Source organism: Pseudomonas sp. ADPe (assembly GCF_014843515.1).
GTDB classification, from domain to species: Bacteria; Pseudomonadota; Gammaproteobacteria; order Pseudomonadales; family Pseudomonadaceae; genus Pseudomonas; species Pseudomonas citronellolis.
In genome coordinates, this window is the sequence record NZ_CP062122.1 from 5,296,995 (window position 1) to 5,311,695 (window position 14,701).

Annotated in this window: 13 protein-coding genes; 9 read left to right on the forward strand and 4 right to left on the reverse strand. The window is 69.5% G+C overall.

The window, feature by feature from the left end:
• Nucleotide 1 precedes the first annotated feature (1 nt).
• Entirely contained in the window at nt 2–961 is a 960-nt protein-coding gene (locus IG194_RS24135) for a response regulator (protein WP_058070989.1), read from the forward strand.
• An 89-nt stretch (nt 962–1,050) separates the two neighbouring features.
• Complete coding sequence (gene pyrF / locus IG194_RS24140; protein ID WP_058488961.1) at nt 1,051–1,749, forward strand: orotidine-5'-phosphate decarboxylase; 699 nt, start codon at nt 1,051–1,053, stop codon at nt 1,747–1,749.
• 539 nt (nt 1,750–2,288) lie between these two features.
• Here pyrF and IG194_RS24145 read toward each other — a convergent pair.
• Nucleotides 2,289–2,732 carry a multidrug/biocide efflux PACE transporter gene (locus tag IG194_RS24145; RefSeq protein ID WP_058488962.1) on the reverse strand — a complete coding sequence of 148 codons (444 nt, stop codon included), beginning with the start codon at nt 2,730–2,732 and terminating at the stop codon, nt 2,289–2,291.
• A gap of 114 nt (nt 2,733–2,846) precedes the next feature.
• Between IG194_RS24145 and IG194_RS24150 the strand changes: the two genes are divergently transcribed.
• From IG194_RS24150 to IG194_RS24175, 6 genes are all read left to right on the forward strand, one after another.
• The gene (locus IG194_RS24150; protein WP_058488963.1) at nt 2,847–3,707 is read left to right on the forward strand and encodes a LysR family transcriptional regulator; all 861 of its coding nucleotides are present in this window, start codon (nt 2,847–2,849) and stop codon (nt 3,705–3,707) included.
• Between the two features lie 94 nt (nt 3,708–3,801).
• The gene (locus IG194_RS24155; protein ID WP_043267198.1) at nt 3,802–4,719 is read left to right on the forward strand and encodes an AAA family ATPase; all 918 of its coding nucleotides are present in this window, start codon (nt 3,802–3,804) and stop codon (nt 4,717–4,719) included.
• Nucleotides 4,720–4,732: 13 nt separating this feature from the next.
• Nucleotides 4,733–5,686, forward strand: coding sequence for a DUF58 domain-containing protein (locus IG194_RS24160; RefSeq protein WP_058488964.1), 954 nt, complete (start codon nt 4,733–4,735; stop codon nt 5,684–5,686).
• Nucleotides 5,683–7,674 (forward strand): DUF3488 and DUF4129 domain-containing transglutaminase family protein, encoded by a 1,992-nt coding sequence (locus IG194_RS24165; RefSeq protein WP_058488965.1) that lies wholly within the window; start codon nt 5,683–5,685, stop codon nt 7,672–7,674. Before IG194_RS24160 ends, IG194_RS24165 begins: the two co-directional genes overlap by 4 nt.
• Nucleotides 7,675–7,769: 95 nt before the next feature.
• Nucleotides 7,770–8,531, forward strand: a complete 762-nt coding sequence (locus tag IG194_RS24170) for a CHAD domain-containing protein (RefSeq protein WP_009621543.1) — start codon at nt 7,770–7,772, stop codon at nt 8,529–8,531.
• Between the two features lie 418 nt (nt 8,532–8,949).
• A complete protein-coding gene (locus tag IG194_RS24175) occupies nt 8,950–9,750 on the forward strand; it encodes an acyl-CoA thioesterase (protein WP_043316103.1) in 801 nt (266 codons plus the stop codon).
• 3 nt (nt 9,751–9,753) lie between these two features.
• Here IG194_RS24175 and IG194_RS24180 read toward each other — a convergent pair whose 3' ends face one another.
• From IG194_RS24180 to IG194_RS24190, 3 genes are all read right to left on the reverse strand, one after another.
• Nucleotides 9,754–10,113 (reverse strand): Mpo1-like protein, encoded by a 360-nt coding sequence (locus IG194_RS24180; RefSeq protein WP_009621548.1) that lies wholly within the window; start codon nt 10,111–10,113, stop codon nt 9,754–9,756.
• A 156-nt stretch (nt 10,114–10,269) separates the two neighbouring features.
• On the reverse strand, nt 10,270–11,748 hold the full coding sequence (locus IG194_RS24185) for a methyl-accepting chemotaxis protein (protein ID WP_009621550.1): 1,479 nt from the start codon (nt 11,746–11,748) through the stop codon (nt 10,270–10,272).
• 138 nt (nt 11,749–11,886) lie between these two features.
• Nucleotides 11,887–12,702 carry a TatD family hydrolase gene (locus IG194_RS24190; protein WP_058488966.1) on the reverse strand — a complete coding sequence of 272 codons (816 nt, stop codon included), beginning with the start codon at nt 12,700–12,702 and terminating at the stop codon, nt 11,887–11,889.
• 492 nt (nt 12,703–13,194) lie between these two features.
• Between IG194_RS24190 and IG194_RS24195 the strand changes: the two genes are divergently transcribed.
• Nucleotides 13,195–14,619, forward strand: a complete 1,425-nt coding sequence (locus tag IG194_RS24195) for a transglycosylase SLT domain-containing protein (protein ID WP_058488967.1) — start codon at nt 13,195–13,197, stop codon at nt 14,617–14,619.
• Nucleotides 14,620–14,701: the final 82 nt, after the last annotated feature.

The window sequence follows — 14,701 nt, forward strand, 5'->3', positions numbered from 1 at the left end:
CATGACCCAGCCGCTCAAGGCCCTGCCGCAGTCCGGCCAGGCCCGGCCCACCGGCCTGACCCGCATCCTCTTCGTCGACGACGAGGAACGCATCCTGCGCAGCCTGGCCATGCAGTTCCGCCGGCACTACGAGGTGCTCACCGAGTCCGACCCGCGGCGCGCCCTGGAGCGCCTGCGCAGCGAGCCGGTGCAGATTCTCGTCAGCGACCAGCGCATGCCGCAGATGAGCGGCGCCGAGCTGCTGGCCCGGGCCCGCGAGATCGCCCCGGACTGCCTGCGCATCCTGCTCACCGGCTACTCCGACCTGGACGCGGCGGTGGAAGCGCTGAACAACGGCGGCATCTTCCGCTACCTGACCAAGCCCTGGGACCCGCAGGAAATGGCCTTCACCCTGCGCCAGGCGGCGGAGATCGCCGGGCGCCAGGCCGCCGCGCCCGACCTGCAGGCCATCAGCCGGCTGGCCGCGCCGCTCAACGTGCTGCTGCTGGACGACGACGCCGACACCCTGGCCTGCGTCGGCGACTTCTGCGCCGCCGGCAACCACCAGCTGCACCGCGCGCGCAACCTGGCCGAGGCGCTGCTGCGGCTGAACGCCGAGCCCATCGACATCCTGGTCAGCGACCTCAAGCTCGCCGGCGAGGACACCGCGCCGCTGCTCAAGTCCCTGGCCCAGGCCCACCCGCGCCTGCTCAGCCTGGTGGTGACGCCGTTCCGCGATACCCAGGACCTGCTGGCGCTGATCAACCAGGCGCAGATCTTCCGCTACCTGCCCAAGCCGATCCGCCGCGGCCTCTTCGAGAAGGGCCTGAAGGCCGCCGCCGAGCAGGCCCAGCTGTGGCGCGCGCAACCGCAGCCGCAGGTGGCGCGCCTGGCCGAGGCGCCGCGCGAGGAGCGCGAGCGGGAGAAGGTCGGCAGCCTGCTGGGCATGCTCGGCCGCCTGCGCGAGCGCCTGAGCGTATAGGGCGGGCAACGCGTCGCCGGAAGCTGCCGGCGGCGGCGCTTTCTGCGACAATGCGCGGCGTTTTTCAGAATCCCCCCGCGAGAGAGCCCATGTCCGTCTGCCAGACCCCGATCATCGTCGCCCTGGATTTCCCCACCCGCGAGGCCGCCCTGGCGCTGGCCGACCAGCTCGACCCGAAACTGTGCCGGGTGAAGGTGGGCAAGGAACTCTTCACCAGTTGCGCCGCGGGTATCGTCGAGACGCTGAACGGCCGTGGCTTCGAGGTGTTCCTCGACCTGAAATTCCACGACATCCCCAACACCACCGCGATGGCCGTGCGCGCCGCCGCCGAGATGGGCGTGTGGATGGTCAACGTACACTGCTCCGGCGGCCTGCGCATGATGGCGGCCTGCCGCGAGACCCTCGACGCCTTCGATGGCCCGAAACCGCTGCTGATCGGCGTGACCGTGCTGACCAGCATGGAGCGCGAGGACCTGGCCGGCATCGGCCTGGACGTCGAGCCCCAGGAACAGGTGCTGCGCCTGGCGGCCCTGGCCGAGAAGGCGGGCATGGACGGGCTGGTCTGCTCGGCCCAGGAAGCCCCGGCCTTGAAAGCCGCGCACCCGGCCCTGCAACTGGTCACCCCGGGCATCCGCCCGGCCGGCAGCGCCCAGGACGACCAGCGCCGCATCCTCACCCCGCGCCAGGCCCTGGACGCCGGCTCCGACTACCTGGTGATCGGCCGCCCGATCAGCCAGGCCGCCGATCCGGGCGCGGCGCTGGCGGCGATAGTCGCTTCCCTGGCCTGAACGAGGGGGCTGTTCGTGCCAGCGGGGTGTCCGGCGTGGTTGATGAACCAATCGCGGACGGAGTCCGCTCCTACGTCCGTGCTTCCCTGAACCCTAGGTGAGCGAAACCCATGCTGCCGTGGTGATGGGTATCGCTTCGCTCAACGCCATCCTACGAAAAGCCGTGCTTCCTGGAACCGTAGGAGCGGACTCCGTCCGCGATTCGGACTTCCAGAGAAACCTCCGAGCGCACCGTAACGCCCTTTCAGCAGGCCGATTTGGTCCCTTTTTGCGGGGGTGGCCTTCCACCGTTTGACAAAAGGGACTCGCCCGAGGGGGCGAAACAAGACGGTCGGGCAAACCCGGAGCGACGCAGAAACACCCAAGCCAAGGCAGCGCAAGCGCTGTTCGCGGGAATGACGAGGGTGGGAGGATGGCGCCTGACCGACGCATCGCTCAGGACAGCCCCCTCTCCCGCTTGCGGGAGAGGGCTGGGGAGAGGGTGCTCTCGAATTCAGCACCGAAAGTCCCCGGCAAACACCGTTCGCGAGCAAGCCCCCTCAACGCACCAAAACCTCCCGTGGCCGCTCCATCCACCGCGCCCGCAGCGCGTCATACACCCAGTTGAAGGCAATGGTGTACGGCAAGAAGAACAGAATCAGCCCGATATCCAGCACGAACGCCTCCACCAGACCGATACCCAGCCACCAGGCCGCCAGCGGCACCAGCATGAAGATCAACCCCAGCTCGAACAGCGAGGCGTGCAGCACGCGCACCGGCAGGGTGCGGGCGAACTGCAGGCGCCGCTGGGCGCGGTCGAACAGGGTGTTGTAGACCATGTTCCACAGCGTGGCGATCAGCGAGAACATCAGCGTCAGGGCGCCCATGTGGCCCAGCGGCTGGTCCATCAGCCAGGCCAGGGCCGGGGCGCAGATGGCCAGGGCGATGAATTCGAAGAGCAGGACGTGGAACAGCCTTTCCTTCAGCGTCTTTTGCATGCTCATGGGTTTTCTCCAGATAAAGAGGGGCCCCACCGGGCCGGCTGGCGGCTATTCTCATCGGTTGAAGGGTTGTTTCGAAGTTGGCTAGCATCGGCAAAACCGATGGACGAGGCCCCCATGCAATATTCCCCCGAATCCCTCCAGGCCTTTGCCGAGGCCGCCTGCCTGGGTTCCTTCAGCGCCGCCGCGCGCAAGCTGGGCAAGAGCCAGTCCACCGTCAGCGAGGCCATTGCCCGCCTGGAGATCGACCTGGGCCTGGAGCTGTTCGACCGCAGCGCGCGCCAGCCCAGGCTCACCGAGGCCGGCAAGGCCCTGCTCGGCCGCGTCGAGGAAGTGCTGATGGCCAACGACCGCCTCGGCCAGCTGGCCGGCCAACTGGCGGCCGGCATGGAGCCGCGGCTGACCCTGGCGATGTCCGATACCTACCAGTCCGAACCCTTCGAGAAGCGCCTGGCGGAAATCGACCAGCACTTCCCGGACATCGAGTTCGAATGGCTGATCGCCGAGCACGGCGACGTCATCGACCTGGTCGGCCAGGGCCGCGCTTCCCTGGGCCTGCTCGCCGCGCAGCCGAACTACCCGCCGGACATCGGCTCGGCCACCCTCGGCGAATGCGCCGAGTTCGGCCTGTTCGTCAGCCGCGCGCACCCGCTGGCGCAGCTGGAAAAGGTCGAGCGCAGCGACCTGCTGGGCCACCGCAACCTGCGCCTGAACACCTTCATCGACGACGCCGAGCCGCCCCTGGGCGGGCGCTGCTGGTCGGCGCCGACCTACCTGTTGCTGCTCGATATGGCAGTGCTCGGCTTCGGCTGGGTGGAGCTGCCGACCTGGATGAACCAGCGCTTCGCCAACGGCCGCCTGCACCCGCTGCAGGTGCCCGGCTGGCCGCGCAGCGTGGCGGTCGACGTGGTCTGGTCGCGGCAGCGCAGCCTGGGCCCGGCGGCGCGCTGGCTGGTGCAGCGGCTGCTGGCCAGTTGAGCCGGCCCCGTCACAGTTTGTGGCGAAGCGGCCTGTTCGCTGCCGCGGCGGGCCAGTAGGATCGGACTTTTCGTCTGCACGGCACGAGGTGAGGATGCGCGGCAAGCTGGAGCAATGCCTGGAAGCGGTGGACCGGATCCTGCTGGGCAAGCAGGTCCAGGTGCGCCTGGCCATGACCTGCCTGCTGGCCCGCGGGCACCTGCTGATCGAAGACCTGCCGGGGATGGGCAAGACCACCCTCAGCCACGCCCTGGCGCGGGTGCTGGGGCTGAGCTTCCAGCGCATCCAGTTCACCTCCGACCTGCTGCCCGGCGACGTGCTCGGCACCTCGGTGTTCGACAAGGACACCGGGCAGTTCGTCTTCCACCCCGGGCCGATCTTCGCCGAGCTGGTGCTGGCCGACGAGATCAACCGCGCCACGCCCAAGGCGCAGAGCGCGCTGCTGGAGGCCATGGAAGAGGGCCAGGTGACCATCGAGGGCGCCACCCGGCCGCTGCCCGAGCCCTTCTTCGTGATCGCCACGCAGAACCCGGTGACCCAGGGCGGCACCTTCGCCCTGCCCGAATCCCAGCTCGACCGCTTCCTCATGCGCCTGTCCCTGGGCTACCCGGGGCGCGCGGCGGAGAAGGCCCTGCTGCTGGGCGAGGCGCGGCGCGACCTGCTGCCGCGCCTGGAGCCGATCCTCACCCCCGCCGAGCTGGCGGCGCTGCAGGCCGAGGTGCCGAAGGTCCACGTCAGCGACGCCCTGGTGGACTATGTGCTGCGCCTGGCCGAGGCCACCCGCAGCCAGCCGGCCTTCGCCCTCGGCCTGTCGCCGCGCGGCAGCCTGGCGCTGCTGGCCGCGGCGCGCGCCTGGGCCCTGCTGGCCGGGCGCGACTACGCCATCCCCGAGGACGTCCAGGCGGTGCTGCCGTCGGTGGCCGGGCACCGCCTGCGCGACCAGGCCGACCCTTCCGGGCACGGCGGCGGCGCCCTGGTGCAGTGGCTGCAGCGCGAAGTCCCGGCGCTGTGAGCGGGGCCCGGCCATGCTGGTGAAGGTCCGCCCGCTGTGGCAGAGCTGGATCGCCCGGCGCATCCCGCCGTCGCCCTCGCTGCAACTGAACCAGCGGCGCATCTTCATCATCCCCTCGGGGCAGGGCGTGGCCTTCGGTGTCGCCGTGGTCCTGCTGCTGCTCACCGCCATCAACTACCAGAACAGCCTGGCCTACGGCCTGACCTTCCTGCTGCTGTCGCTGTTCATCGTCGCCATCCTGCACACCTACCGTAACCTCGGTGGCCTGCGCCTGACCGCGCTGGGTGCGCTGCCGGTGTTCGTCGGCGAGCAGGTCTGCTTCCGCGTGCGCCTGGAAGGCGAAGGTCGCGAACGCCGGGCCATCGGCCTCGGCTGGTCGGAACAGGCGCTGCAGTACGCCGACGTGCGCGCCAATGGCGCCGAGGAACTGCTGCTGACGCTGCCGGCCGAGCGCCGCGGCTGGCTGCGCCCGGGCCGCCTGCGGGTGGAGAGCCGCTTCCCCCTGGGCCTGCTGGTGGCCTGGAGCTGGCTCGACCTGGACCAGACCGGTCTGGTCTACCCGCGTCCGCTGCCCGCCGACCTGCCCCTGGAAGGCGGCCGCGCTGACGAGCACGACGAGGGCCTGCGCGCCAGCGGCAGCGGCGCCGACGACTTCCAGGGCCTGCGCCCCTACCAGAGCGGCGACTCGCGCCGGCGTCTGCACTGGAAGGCCTACTCCCGCGGCCAGGGCCTGTTGGTGAAGGACTTCGCCGCGCTCAGCGGGCGCGACCTCTGGCTGGACTTCGAGCTGCTCGGCGGCGACGTCGAGACGCGCCTGTCCTGCCTCTGCCACTGGGTGCTGCAGCTGTCCCTGCGCGGCCAGAGCTTCGGCCTGCGCCTGCCCGGCGTGCAGCTGCCGCTGGCCAGCGGCGACGCCCACCGCGGCGCCTGCTTGCGCGAACTGGCGCTGTTCGGAGTACGGCCGTGAGCCAGCAGCCGATCCCGCGCATCGCCCTGACCTGGCTGCTGGTGGCCCAGGCCCTGGTGATACTGCCGCACCTGGAGCACCTGCCGTTCTGGGTGGTGGGCTTCTGGCTCGGCTGCGCGGCCTGGCGCGTGCAGGTCTACCGCATGCGCGCGCGCTACCCCAACGGCCTGGCCAAGCTGGCCCTGGTGATCGCCGCCGGCATCGGCGTGTGGCTGTCGCGCGGCTCGCTGATCGGCCTGGACGCCGGCGTGGTGCTGCTGATCGCCGCTTTCGTCATCAAGCTGGTGGAGCTGAAGACGCGCCGCGACGCCCTGGTGCTGATCCTGCTCGGCTTCTTCGCCGTGGCCACCAGCTACCTGTTCGACGCCAGCCTGCTGGCCGCGGCCTTCAGCCTGCTGCCGGTCACCGCGTTGCTGGCGGCGCTGATCGGCCTGCAGCAAAGCAGCTTCGCCGAAGGCCCCTGGCGCACCCTGCGCCTGGCCGGCGGTCTGCTGCTGCAGGCGCTGCCGCTGATGTTGCTGCTGTTCCTGCTGTTCCCGCGGCTGGGCCCGCTGTGGTCGCTGCCGCTGCCCGGCGGCCAGGCCACCACCGGGCTCAGCGACTCGATGATGCCCGGCGACTTCGTCGAGCTGAGCCAGTCCACCGAACTGGCCTTCCGCGTCAAGTTCGACGACGCCGCGCCGCCCCAGGACCAGCTCTACTGGCGCGCCCTGACCCTGGAGAATTTCGACGGCCAGCGCTGGACGCAGTCCTGGCAGGGGCGCAGCGAACGAGCGCCGGACTGGCGCAGGCAGGGGCCATCGCTGAGCTACCAGGTGATCATGCAGCCCAGCTCGCGGCCCTGGCTGTTCACCCTCGACGTCGCCGAGGGCGGCCCGGACGATGCGCGCATGATGAGCGACTTCCGCCTGGAGCGGCGGCGCCCGGTGCAGGACGTGCTGATGTACCGCGCCAGCTCCTGGCCCCGGGCCCTGCGCGAGCCGGACAGCAGCGCCACGGCGCTGCGCCGCGACCTGCAGCTGCCGGCCCGCGGCAACCCGCGCGCGCGGGCCTGGGCCGCAGAGCTGCGCGAGCGCTACCCGCAGCCCGAGGCGCTGGTGCAGGCGGTGCTGCGCCACTTCCACGACCAGCCCTACGCCTACACCCTGCGTCCGCCGGCCACCGGCGAGGAGCGCATCGACGGCTTCCTGTTCGACACCCGCCGTGGCTTCTGCGAGCACTACGCCGGGGCCATGACCTTCGTCCTGCGCGCGGCGGGCATCCCGGCGCGGGTGGTCACCGGCTACCAGGGCGGCGAGCTGAACCCGGCCGGCGACTACCTGCTGGTGCACCAGTTCGACGCCCACGCCTGGGTCGAGTACTGGTCGCCGGGCGCGGGTTGGCGCAGCGTCGACCCGACCTTCCAGGTCGCCCCCTCGCGCATCGAGCGCGGCCTGCAGGCGGCGCTGGCGGAGGAGGGCAGCTTCCTCGCCGACTCGCCCTTCGCCCGCCTGCGCTATGGCGGTTTCGGCCAGCTCAGCCAGCTGCGCCTGAGCTGGGACAACCTCAACTACGACTGGCAGCGCTGGGTGCTGGGCTACCAGGGCGAGCAGCAGGCGGGCCTGTTGCGGGCCTGGTTCGGCGAGCGCGACAGCCTCTGGACCGGCGTGCTGCTGGTGGGCGGCGGGGCGCTGTCGCTGGGCCTGCTGGCGCTGCTGCTGTTCAAGCCCTGGCGGCGGACGCGGGATGCGCAGCTGCGCAGCTTCGAGCGCTTCGAACAGCTTCTGGCTGCCCAGGGCCTGCAGCGCCACGCCGGCGAAGGGCCGCGCGCCTTCGCCGAGCGGGCGATGGTTGCGCTGCCGGCCCAGGCCGCGAGCATCCAGGCCTACCTGGCGGCGTTCGAGCGCCAGCGCTACGCCGGCGCCGGTTCCGCGCCGCAGGAACTGCGCGAGCACCTGGCGCGGCTGCGCCGGCAACTGCCCTGGCGGCTGGCCCGGCGCGGCCGCTGAAACGCCTTGCGACCATCGGCCACGGGCGGCGGCTTGCCGCCGATGCGCCGCCAGCTAACCTCATAGATTCCAGGCCCCGACGGACGGAGTTCGCCGTGTCATCCTTCAGCGACTATCTGGTTTCCCATGTGATCGAGCAGGAGGTGGCCCTGTTCGCGGCCTCCGAGCGCCTGCGCGCGCGCTCCGACAGCGAGGCGCTGCACGACCTGCGCATCGCCGTGCGGCGCCTGCGCAGCCTGCTGCATCCGGCCCAGGGCATGCCCGGCATCGACGAGATCGAGGCGGCGCTGAGCGAACTGGGCCGCCTGAGCGGGCCGCTGCGCGACCTCGAAGTGCTGCTGCCGGTGCTGGAAGCCGAAGGCCTGGAAAAGGCCGCCGCATTGCGCCGGCCGGCACTGACCTCCGGCTACCTGGCGCTGCTCGCCAGCCCGCAGTGGGACCGGCTGATGCGCCTGCTCGACGGCTGGCCGATGCTCTGGCGCACCGCCGAACGCCACGGCGTGCTCGAAGGCCTGCACGCCCAGGTGCGCAAGCGCCTGGCCAAGCAGTGGCACAAGCTGCGCGAAGCCCTCAAGGACCCGGCCCACGACCGCCATCGCCTGCGCCTGCTGATCAAGCGCGTGCGCTACGCCCTGGAGGCCTACCCGAAGGATTCGCCGCTGCCGCAGAAGGTGCTGGCGCCGCTGAAGGAGGCCCAGTCCACCCTGGGCACCTGGCACGACTACGAGCAGTGGCTGATCCGCAGCGAGCGCGAACTCGACCTGATGCCCCTGCAGCCGCACTGGAACGCCCTGCACGACCTGGCCGAGCGGGATGCCGACGAGAGCCTGGAGCGGCTGCTCAAGGCGCTGGGCTGAGCGCCATCCGCCGTTTTCAGCGACGGATGATCGCGGACGGAGTCCTACCTTGCGCGGAGGTGCTTCGTAGGATGGGTTGAGCTTGCGATACCCATGCTGCCGTGGTGATGGGTATCGCTTCGCTCAACGCCATCCTACGAAAAGCCGTGCTTCCTGGAACCGTAGGCGCGGACTCCGTCCGCGATTGGCTCATCAACCACGCCGTTTGACCATGGCATCCGGCCGCTCCGGGTTCGGCCTTGGCGCGGCTCATGGTTTGGGTATCTCGGCGGATAACCACCACAGGGTCATGCCCCACTCCCATCTATGAACGAACATTCGCCCCTTGAGTGGACCCGCGTTCAGCCCTAAGGATGGTTGCCAGCCCCGCCGCCTTTCCCCCTAAGATGCCCCCTGGCCCAGTCAGCAGGAGGCGACGATGACCTTTCCCGAACTCATCCAGGCGGTGCGCAATGCGCCGGAAAAAGTGGTGATCCCGGCACAGTGGGGCCAGGGCCGCGCCAGCTTCGGCGGCCTGGTGGCGGCCATGGCCTACGAGGCGATGGCCGCCGTTGCCGAGGCCGGGCGGCCATTGCGTTCGCTGGCCGTTACCTTCGTCGGCCCCGTCGAGCCGGAAGTGCCGGTGAGCTTCCAGGCCGAGGTGCTGCGCGAAGGCAAGGCGGTCAGCCAGGTGTTCTGCCGCGCCGTGCAGAACGGCCAGGTGCTGACCCTGGCCCAGGCCAGCTTCGGCCTGCCGCGCGAATCGGTGGTGCAGGTCGAGGGCCTGCCGGCGCCGGCCTTCAAGGCGGTGGACGACTGCCAGGAGCTGCCCTTCATCCGCAAGCTGATGCCCGAGTTCACCCGCCACATCGCCATGCGCTGGGCTGTGGGCGGCATGCCCTTTTCGTCGAGCACTTCACGGGAGATGGGCGGCTGGATGCGCTTTCGCGGCGACGGCGTGGGCGACGAGCCGATGGAGGTCAGCCACCTGCTGGCGCTGATCGACGCCTGGCCGCCGGCGACCCTGCCGATGCTCAAGACGCCGGCGCCGTCCAGCTCGCTGACCTGGACCATCGAATTCGTCCAGCCGCAACCGGCCCTGCCGGCCAACGGCTGGTGCCAGTACCTGGCGACCATCGAACACGCCCGCGACGGCTACGGGCACATCGCCGCCCAGTGCTGGACGGCGGACGGCCAGCTGCTGGCGATCTCGCGGCAGACCGCGACCATCTTCGGCTAGGGCTCAGCGCCGGCGGTTGCGCCAGGCGCGCCACCAGGCGCCGCTGAGGACGAAGCGCGGGAAGGTGACGAACTGCTCGGCGAGCAGGCGGCTCACGGCGTCCTTGCGGTCGCTGAACGGCTCGGGGGCCTGTTCCTCCAGCTTGTGTCCGCGGCCCTGGATGGCCAGCGCCGCGACCATGCCGATGACGCCCAGCAGGATGCTGCCCAGGCTCAGCTTGAACAGCCCGCCCAGCAGCACCAGGGCGGCGACCACGAACAGCGGCACCGCCACCAGGTGCAACGCCAGGTTGGTCGGGTTGCGGTGGTTGGCGGCGTAGCCTTGCCATTGCCAGGCGAACAGGTTGGGATGACGTTTGCCCATAGGCGGACTCCTTTTCCGGTCTTGCCCGTTTTCACGGACGCTTGCACAAAGTCTAGGTCTCTGGCGGGTGCGCGGCGAGTGACTATCGCCTATGGCTTCGATAGCCGGAAACGACGCGGCCCGGACAATGCCGGGCCGCGTGGCAGGGCGGGGCGATTACAGGCGCAGTTGGCGGATCGCCCGGCTCAGCTCGCCGGCCAGCTCGGCCAACTGGTGGCTGGTGCCGGCCGAATCCACCGTCTGCTGCACGGTCAGCTCGGTGACGTCGCGGATGCCCACCACCGAGCGCGTCATCTCCTCGGCCACCTGGCTCTGCTGCTCGGCGGCCACGGCGATCTGCGTGTTGCTCTCGCGCATCAGCGCCACCGCACCGGCGATGGCCGCCAGCGCCTCGCCGGCCTCCTGGGCTTGCTCGACGCAGCCGTCGGCCTTGATCGAGCTTTCCTGCATGAATTCCACGGCGTCGCGGGTGCCGGACTGCAGGGCGTTGATCATCTGGGTGATCTCGTCGGTGGAGTCCTGCACGCGCTTGGCCAGGTTGCGTACCTCGTCGGCCACCACGGCGAAGCCGCGGCCCATCTCGCCGGCGCGGGCGGCCTCGATGGCGGCGTTGAGGGCGAGCAGGTTGGTCTGCTCGGCGATGCCATGGATGACGCTGACCACGCTGCTGATCTTCTGGCTGTCCTCGGCCAACTGCTGGATCATCTGCGCGGTCTGTTGCACACCCTGGGACAGCCCGGCGATGGACTCGCCGACGCGGCCCACCACCTGCTGGCCGGCGCCGGCCAGGCGGTCGGCTTCCTGCGACTGGTCGCGGGTGTCGGCGGCGTGCTGGGCGATGTGGTGCACGGTGGTGGACATCTCGTTGATCGCGGTGGCGGCCTGGTCGGTCTCGCTCTGCTGGCCGAGCATGCCCTGGCGCACCTGGCCCATGCTCTGGGCGAGGGTGCGCGCGCCTTCGTCGAGGCGCCCGGCGGCCTGGGCCACGGTGCCGACCACGCGCTGGTAGCCGGCCTGCATGGCGTTGAAGGCAGTGGCCATCTGGCCCACCTCGTCGCGGCTGTCCAGCGGCACGCGGGCGGAAAGGTCGCCGCTGCGCTCCACGTGCTGCATCACATCGCGCAGCTTCAGCAGGTGGGTGAGGATGAAGCGGATCAGCAGTTGCGAGGCGGCCAGCAGGGCCATCATCAGCACCAGCACCGCGCCGGCGTAAGCCAGGGCGCGCTCGCCGAACACCTGCCAGAGATCGGCCCCGGGGGCCAGCACCGCGATGCGCTGGCCGTCGCCGGCATCCCGCACCCAGGCGCCGGCCAGCGGGCCGAGGCGGCTGGAGGCGCCGCCCAGGTCGACCCAGCCGTTGCCGCGAGCCAGCGCGCCGGTGTCCACGCCCGGCAGTTGCGGGGCGCTGCCGCTGGCGAAGCTCAGCAGGTTGTCGGCGCTGGGCAGCGCCGTGCCGGCCGGCCAGTTCTGCAGCAGCCGGGCCTGGGCCTCGGCGCCCTGGCGGGCGGCCTGGTTGCGTGCGTCCACCTCCTGGTGCATGGCGAACAGCACGAGCAGCAAGGTGGTGAAGAAGGCGACCGCGTTCACGGCCCAGAACTTGTACTTCAGAGAGATATCGCGGATCCAGGCGCCCATGGGGATGCTTCTTGTAGTGGGAATGATAGCTTTTGGCCTTCATTCTCGTTGAAGAGAAGAAGTCTGTCTTGATGAGGGTCAAGACAGCTTCGCCTCCCAGGTTAGCGTCGCTTTCCGGACATTCTTGAGGGGTATTCGTCAGCCTTGTTCGGCAATTTCCGACAGGCCAAAGAAGCGCCGGGCGCAGGCCGTGGTATGGGCCGCCAGGTCGTCTTCCGTCTCGCCGCGATGCAGGGCGGTGATGCGCAACACCTCGGGGAGGAAGGCCGGCTCGTTCTGCCCGTGCTTCGGCTTTGGCCGCAGGCTGCGCGGCAGCAGGTAGGGGGCGTCGCTCTCCAGCATCAGGCGGCCGCGGGGGATTTCCCGCACCAGCTCCTGCAGGTGGGTGCCGCGGCGCTCGTCGCAGATCCAGCCGGTGATGCCGATGTGCAGGTCGAGATCGAGATAGTTGTATAGCGTGCGCCGCTCGCCGGTGAAACAATGCACCACGGCGGCCGGCAACTGGTCGCGGAAGCCCTTGAGGATGGCCAGCAGGCGCTCGCCGGCGTCGCGCTCGTGGATGAACACCGGGTGCTGCAGCTCCACGGCCAGGGCCAACTGCTCCTCGAAAGCCTTTTCCTGTTGCGGTCGCGGCGAGAAATCCCGATTGAAGTCAAGGCCGCACTCGCCCACCGCGCGTACCCTGTCTTCCGCCAGCAGGCCCCGCAGGGTGGCGGCGCTGGCGCTGTTCCACTGCGAAGCATCGTGCGGGTGGACGCCGGCGGTGCAGAACAGCCGTTGGCCGCTTTCGTCGTGTTCGCGGCACAGGTGCAGGGCGGCTTCGCTCTCGTCGAGGCTGGTGCCGGTCAGCACCATCTGCACCACGCCGGCGCCGATGGCCTGCTCGATGACCGCCGGCAAACGGTTGGCGAAAGTCGGATGAGTGAGGTTGACGCCAATGTCGATCAGTTGCATGGTTCACCGGGGTCTGAAGATGTTTGATCACGAACCGCGTTGCTGCGTCAAATGGCGCCAGGTTAGGCGCGGGACGCCGGGAATGGTGCCCCCTTGCCAAGTCCCGCAACGACGCATGGCGCCATTTGCCGCGCAACCCGAAGGGACGGGCCTGTTTTTGTGCGGTACGTCGTTGCTCGTCGTTTATTTGGAATGACCAAACCGCTCTCCTCGCGCCTAGTCCCGCACAAAAACAGGCGCCGTCGCGGTCGTGATCAAACATCTTCAGACCCCTGTGGCTTCGGGCGGGCAGCATAGCAGAATCTTCTTTTTTCTTAAGAAAGCCTTAAAAAACAGCCTGTTGAATGCACTTGTGAAAGTGCTTCGGGAATTTTGGATTGGCATCGATCTCCGCTTGTGAGACGCTCGCGCCCCTTTTTTCGGGGCCGGGAACTTGTAAGGGACGCCGGTTTCTCAGGACCGCCGGCGAATCACCAATCCTTGGAGACCTGGATGACGCGACTGCTGCTGCTCTCCCTCTGCCTGCTGGCACTGCTGCCGCAGCCGGCGGCCGCGCGCCTGACCAGCCAGCCGGACAACTGGCAGCGCGAGAGCGCCGACACCCGCGACCTGGCCAGCATCCGCAGCAGCGGTGTGCTGCGCGTGCTGGTCAACCAGAGCCGCAACAGCTCCGGCGAGATCAAGGGCGAGCCCATCGGCGTCGAGTACAACCGCCTGCGCGCCTTCGAGCAATACCTCAACGACAACGCCCCCGGGCGCAAGCCGCTCACCCTGAAGTTCATTCCCAAGGCCAAGGATCAACTGCTGGCCGCGCTGCTGCGTGGCGAAGGCGACCTGGTCGCCCCCGGCGAGGTGCTGGTGGCCCGCGACGGCCAGGACGTCGCCGCCAGCCTGCCGTGGCGCCAGGACGTGCCGCTGGTGCTGGTCTCGCGCCAGGGCAACAAGCGCTATGCGCGCCTGGAGCAACTGGCCGGCAAGCGCATCGCCCTGGCCCCCGGCAGCGCCGCCGGCGAGGCCATCGGGCAGGTCAACGAGCGCCTGGCGCAACGCCATCTGGCGCCCATCGGCATCGACTGGGTGGACCCGTCCCTGGCGGTGGAAGACGTGCTGGAGATGGTCCAGGCCGGCATCTATCCCTGCACCGTGGTGGAACAGCCGATCGCCGAGCGCTGGGCCAAGGTGTTCAAGAAGATCCGCATCGACCGCCACCTGGTGCTCGACAACCGGCGGAACATGACCTGGTACGTGCGCCGCGACGCCTCCATGCTGCACGCCAGCGTCGACCGCTTCCTCAAGGACTACCACGCCCCGGCGGAGCAGGACGGCAACTTCCAGCGCCTGTACCGCCACGCCTACCAGGTGCGCAACCCGCTGGAGAAGGGCGACCGCAAGAAGCTCGAAGCGGTGCGCCCGACCCTGCAGCGCTTCGCCGAGCAGTACCGCCTCGACTGGCTGGCCCTGGCCGCGGTGGCCTACAAGGAATCCAACCTCACCCCCGGCGCCCGCGGCGCGTCCGGCGCCACCGGGCTGATGCAGGTCACCCCGGCGGCGGCGCGCAGCGTCGGGCTGCGTTCGGTGGAAGGCAAGGAGAACAACGTGCAGGCCGCCAGCAAGTACCTGGCCATGCTGCGCCGCAGCTACTTCAACAGCCCGCGCATGGACGAACACGAGCGCCTGGGCTTCATCCTCGCCGCCTACAACATCGGCGCCGAGCGCGTCCAGGGCCTGCGCGCCCAGGCCCGCCGCCAGGGCCTGAACCCGGATCGCTGGTTCTTCCAGGTGGAGCGCGTGGCGGCCCAGGAAGTGGGCATGGGCGTGGTGAACTACGTCAGCAGCGTCAACAAGTACTATCTTGCCTATCAGCGGGAGCGCGATGGGTTGGAGTCCCGGCAGCGGGTAGCTTCCGTCCAGAAGTAATCGGTCTTTCCGATATGTTTTAGCGTGTTTTTGCGCTTTTTATATCGATTGAATGATCTATATTGCTTCTCACGCAACGACG

Coding starts and splice junctions, on each gene's coding strand:
- IG194_RS24150 (WP_058488963.1), top strand. CDS start 2,847: ATGCAATATTCCCCCGAATCCCTCCAGGCCTTTGCCGAGGCCGCCTGC.
- IG194_RS24180 (WP_009621548.1), bottom strand. CDS start 10,113: ATGGGCAAACGTCATCCCAACCTGTTCGCCTGGCAATGGCAAGGCTAC.
- IG194_RS24135 (WP_058070989.1), top strand. CDS start 2: ATGACCCAGCCGCTCAAGGCCCTGCCGCAGTCCGGCCAGGCCCGGCCC.
- IG194_RS24195 (WP_058488967.1), top strand. CDS start 13,195: ATGACGCGACTGCTGCTGCTCTCCCTCTGCCTGCTGGCACTGCTGCCG.
- IG194_RS24185 (WP_009621550.1), bottom strand. CDS start 11,748: ATGGGCGCCTGGATCCGCGATATCTCTCTGAAGTACAAGTTCTGGGCC.
- IG194_RS24175 (WP_043316103.1), top strand. CDS start 8,950: ATGACCTTTCCCGAACTCATCCAGGCGGTGCGCAATGCGCCGGAAAAA.
- IG194_RS24155 (WP_043267198.1), top strand. CDS start 3,802: ATGCGCGGCAAGCTGGAGCAATGCCTGGAAGCGGTGGACCGGATCCTG.
- pyrF (WP_058488961.1), top strand. CDS start 1,051: ATGTCCGTCTGCCAGACCCCGATCATCGTCGCCCTGGATTTCCCCACC.
- IG194_RS24190 (WP_058488966.1), bottom strand. CDS start 12,702: ATGCAACTGATCGACATTGGCGTCAACCTCACTCATCCGACTTTCGCC.
- IG194_RS24160 (WP_058488964.1), top strand. CDS start 4,733: ATGCTGGTGAAGGTCCGCCCGCTGTGGCAGAGCTGGATCGCCCGGCGC.
- IG194_RS24145 (WP_058488962.1), bottom strand. CDS start 2,732: ATGAGCATGCAAAAGACGCTGAAGGAAAGGCTGTTCCACGTCCTGCTC.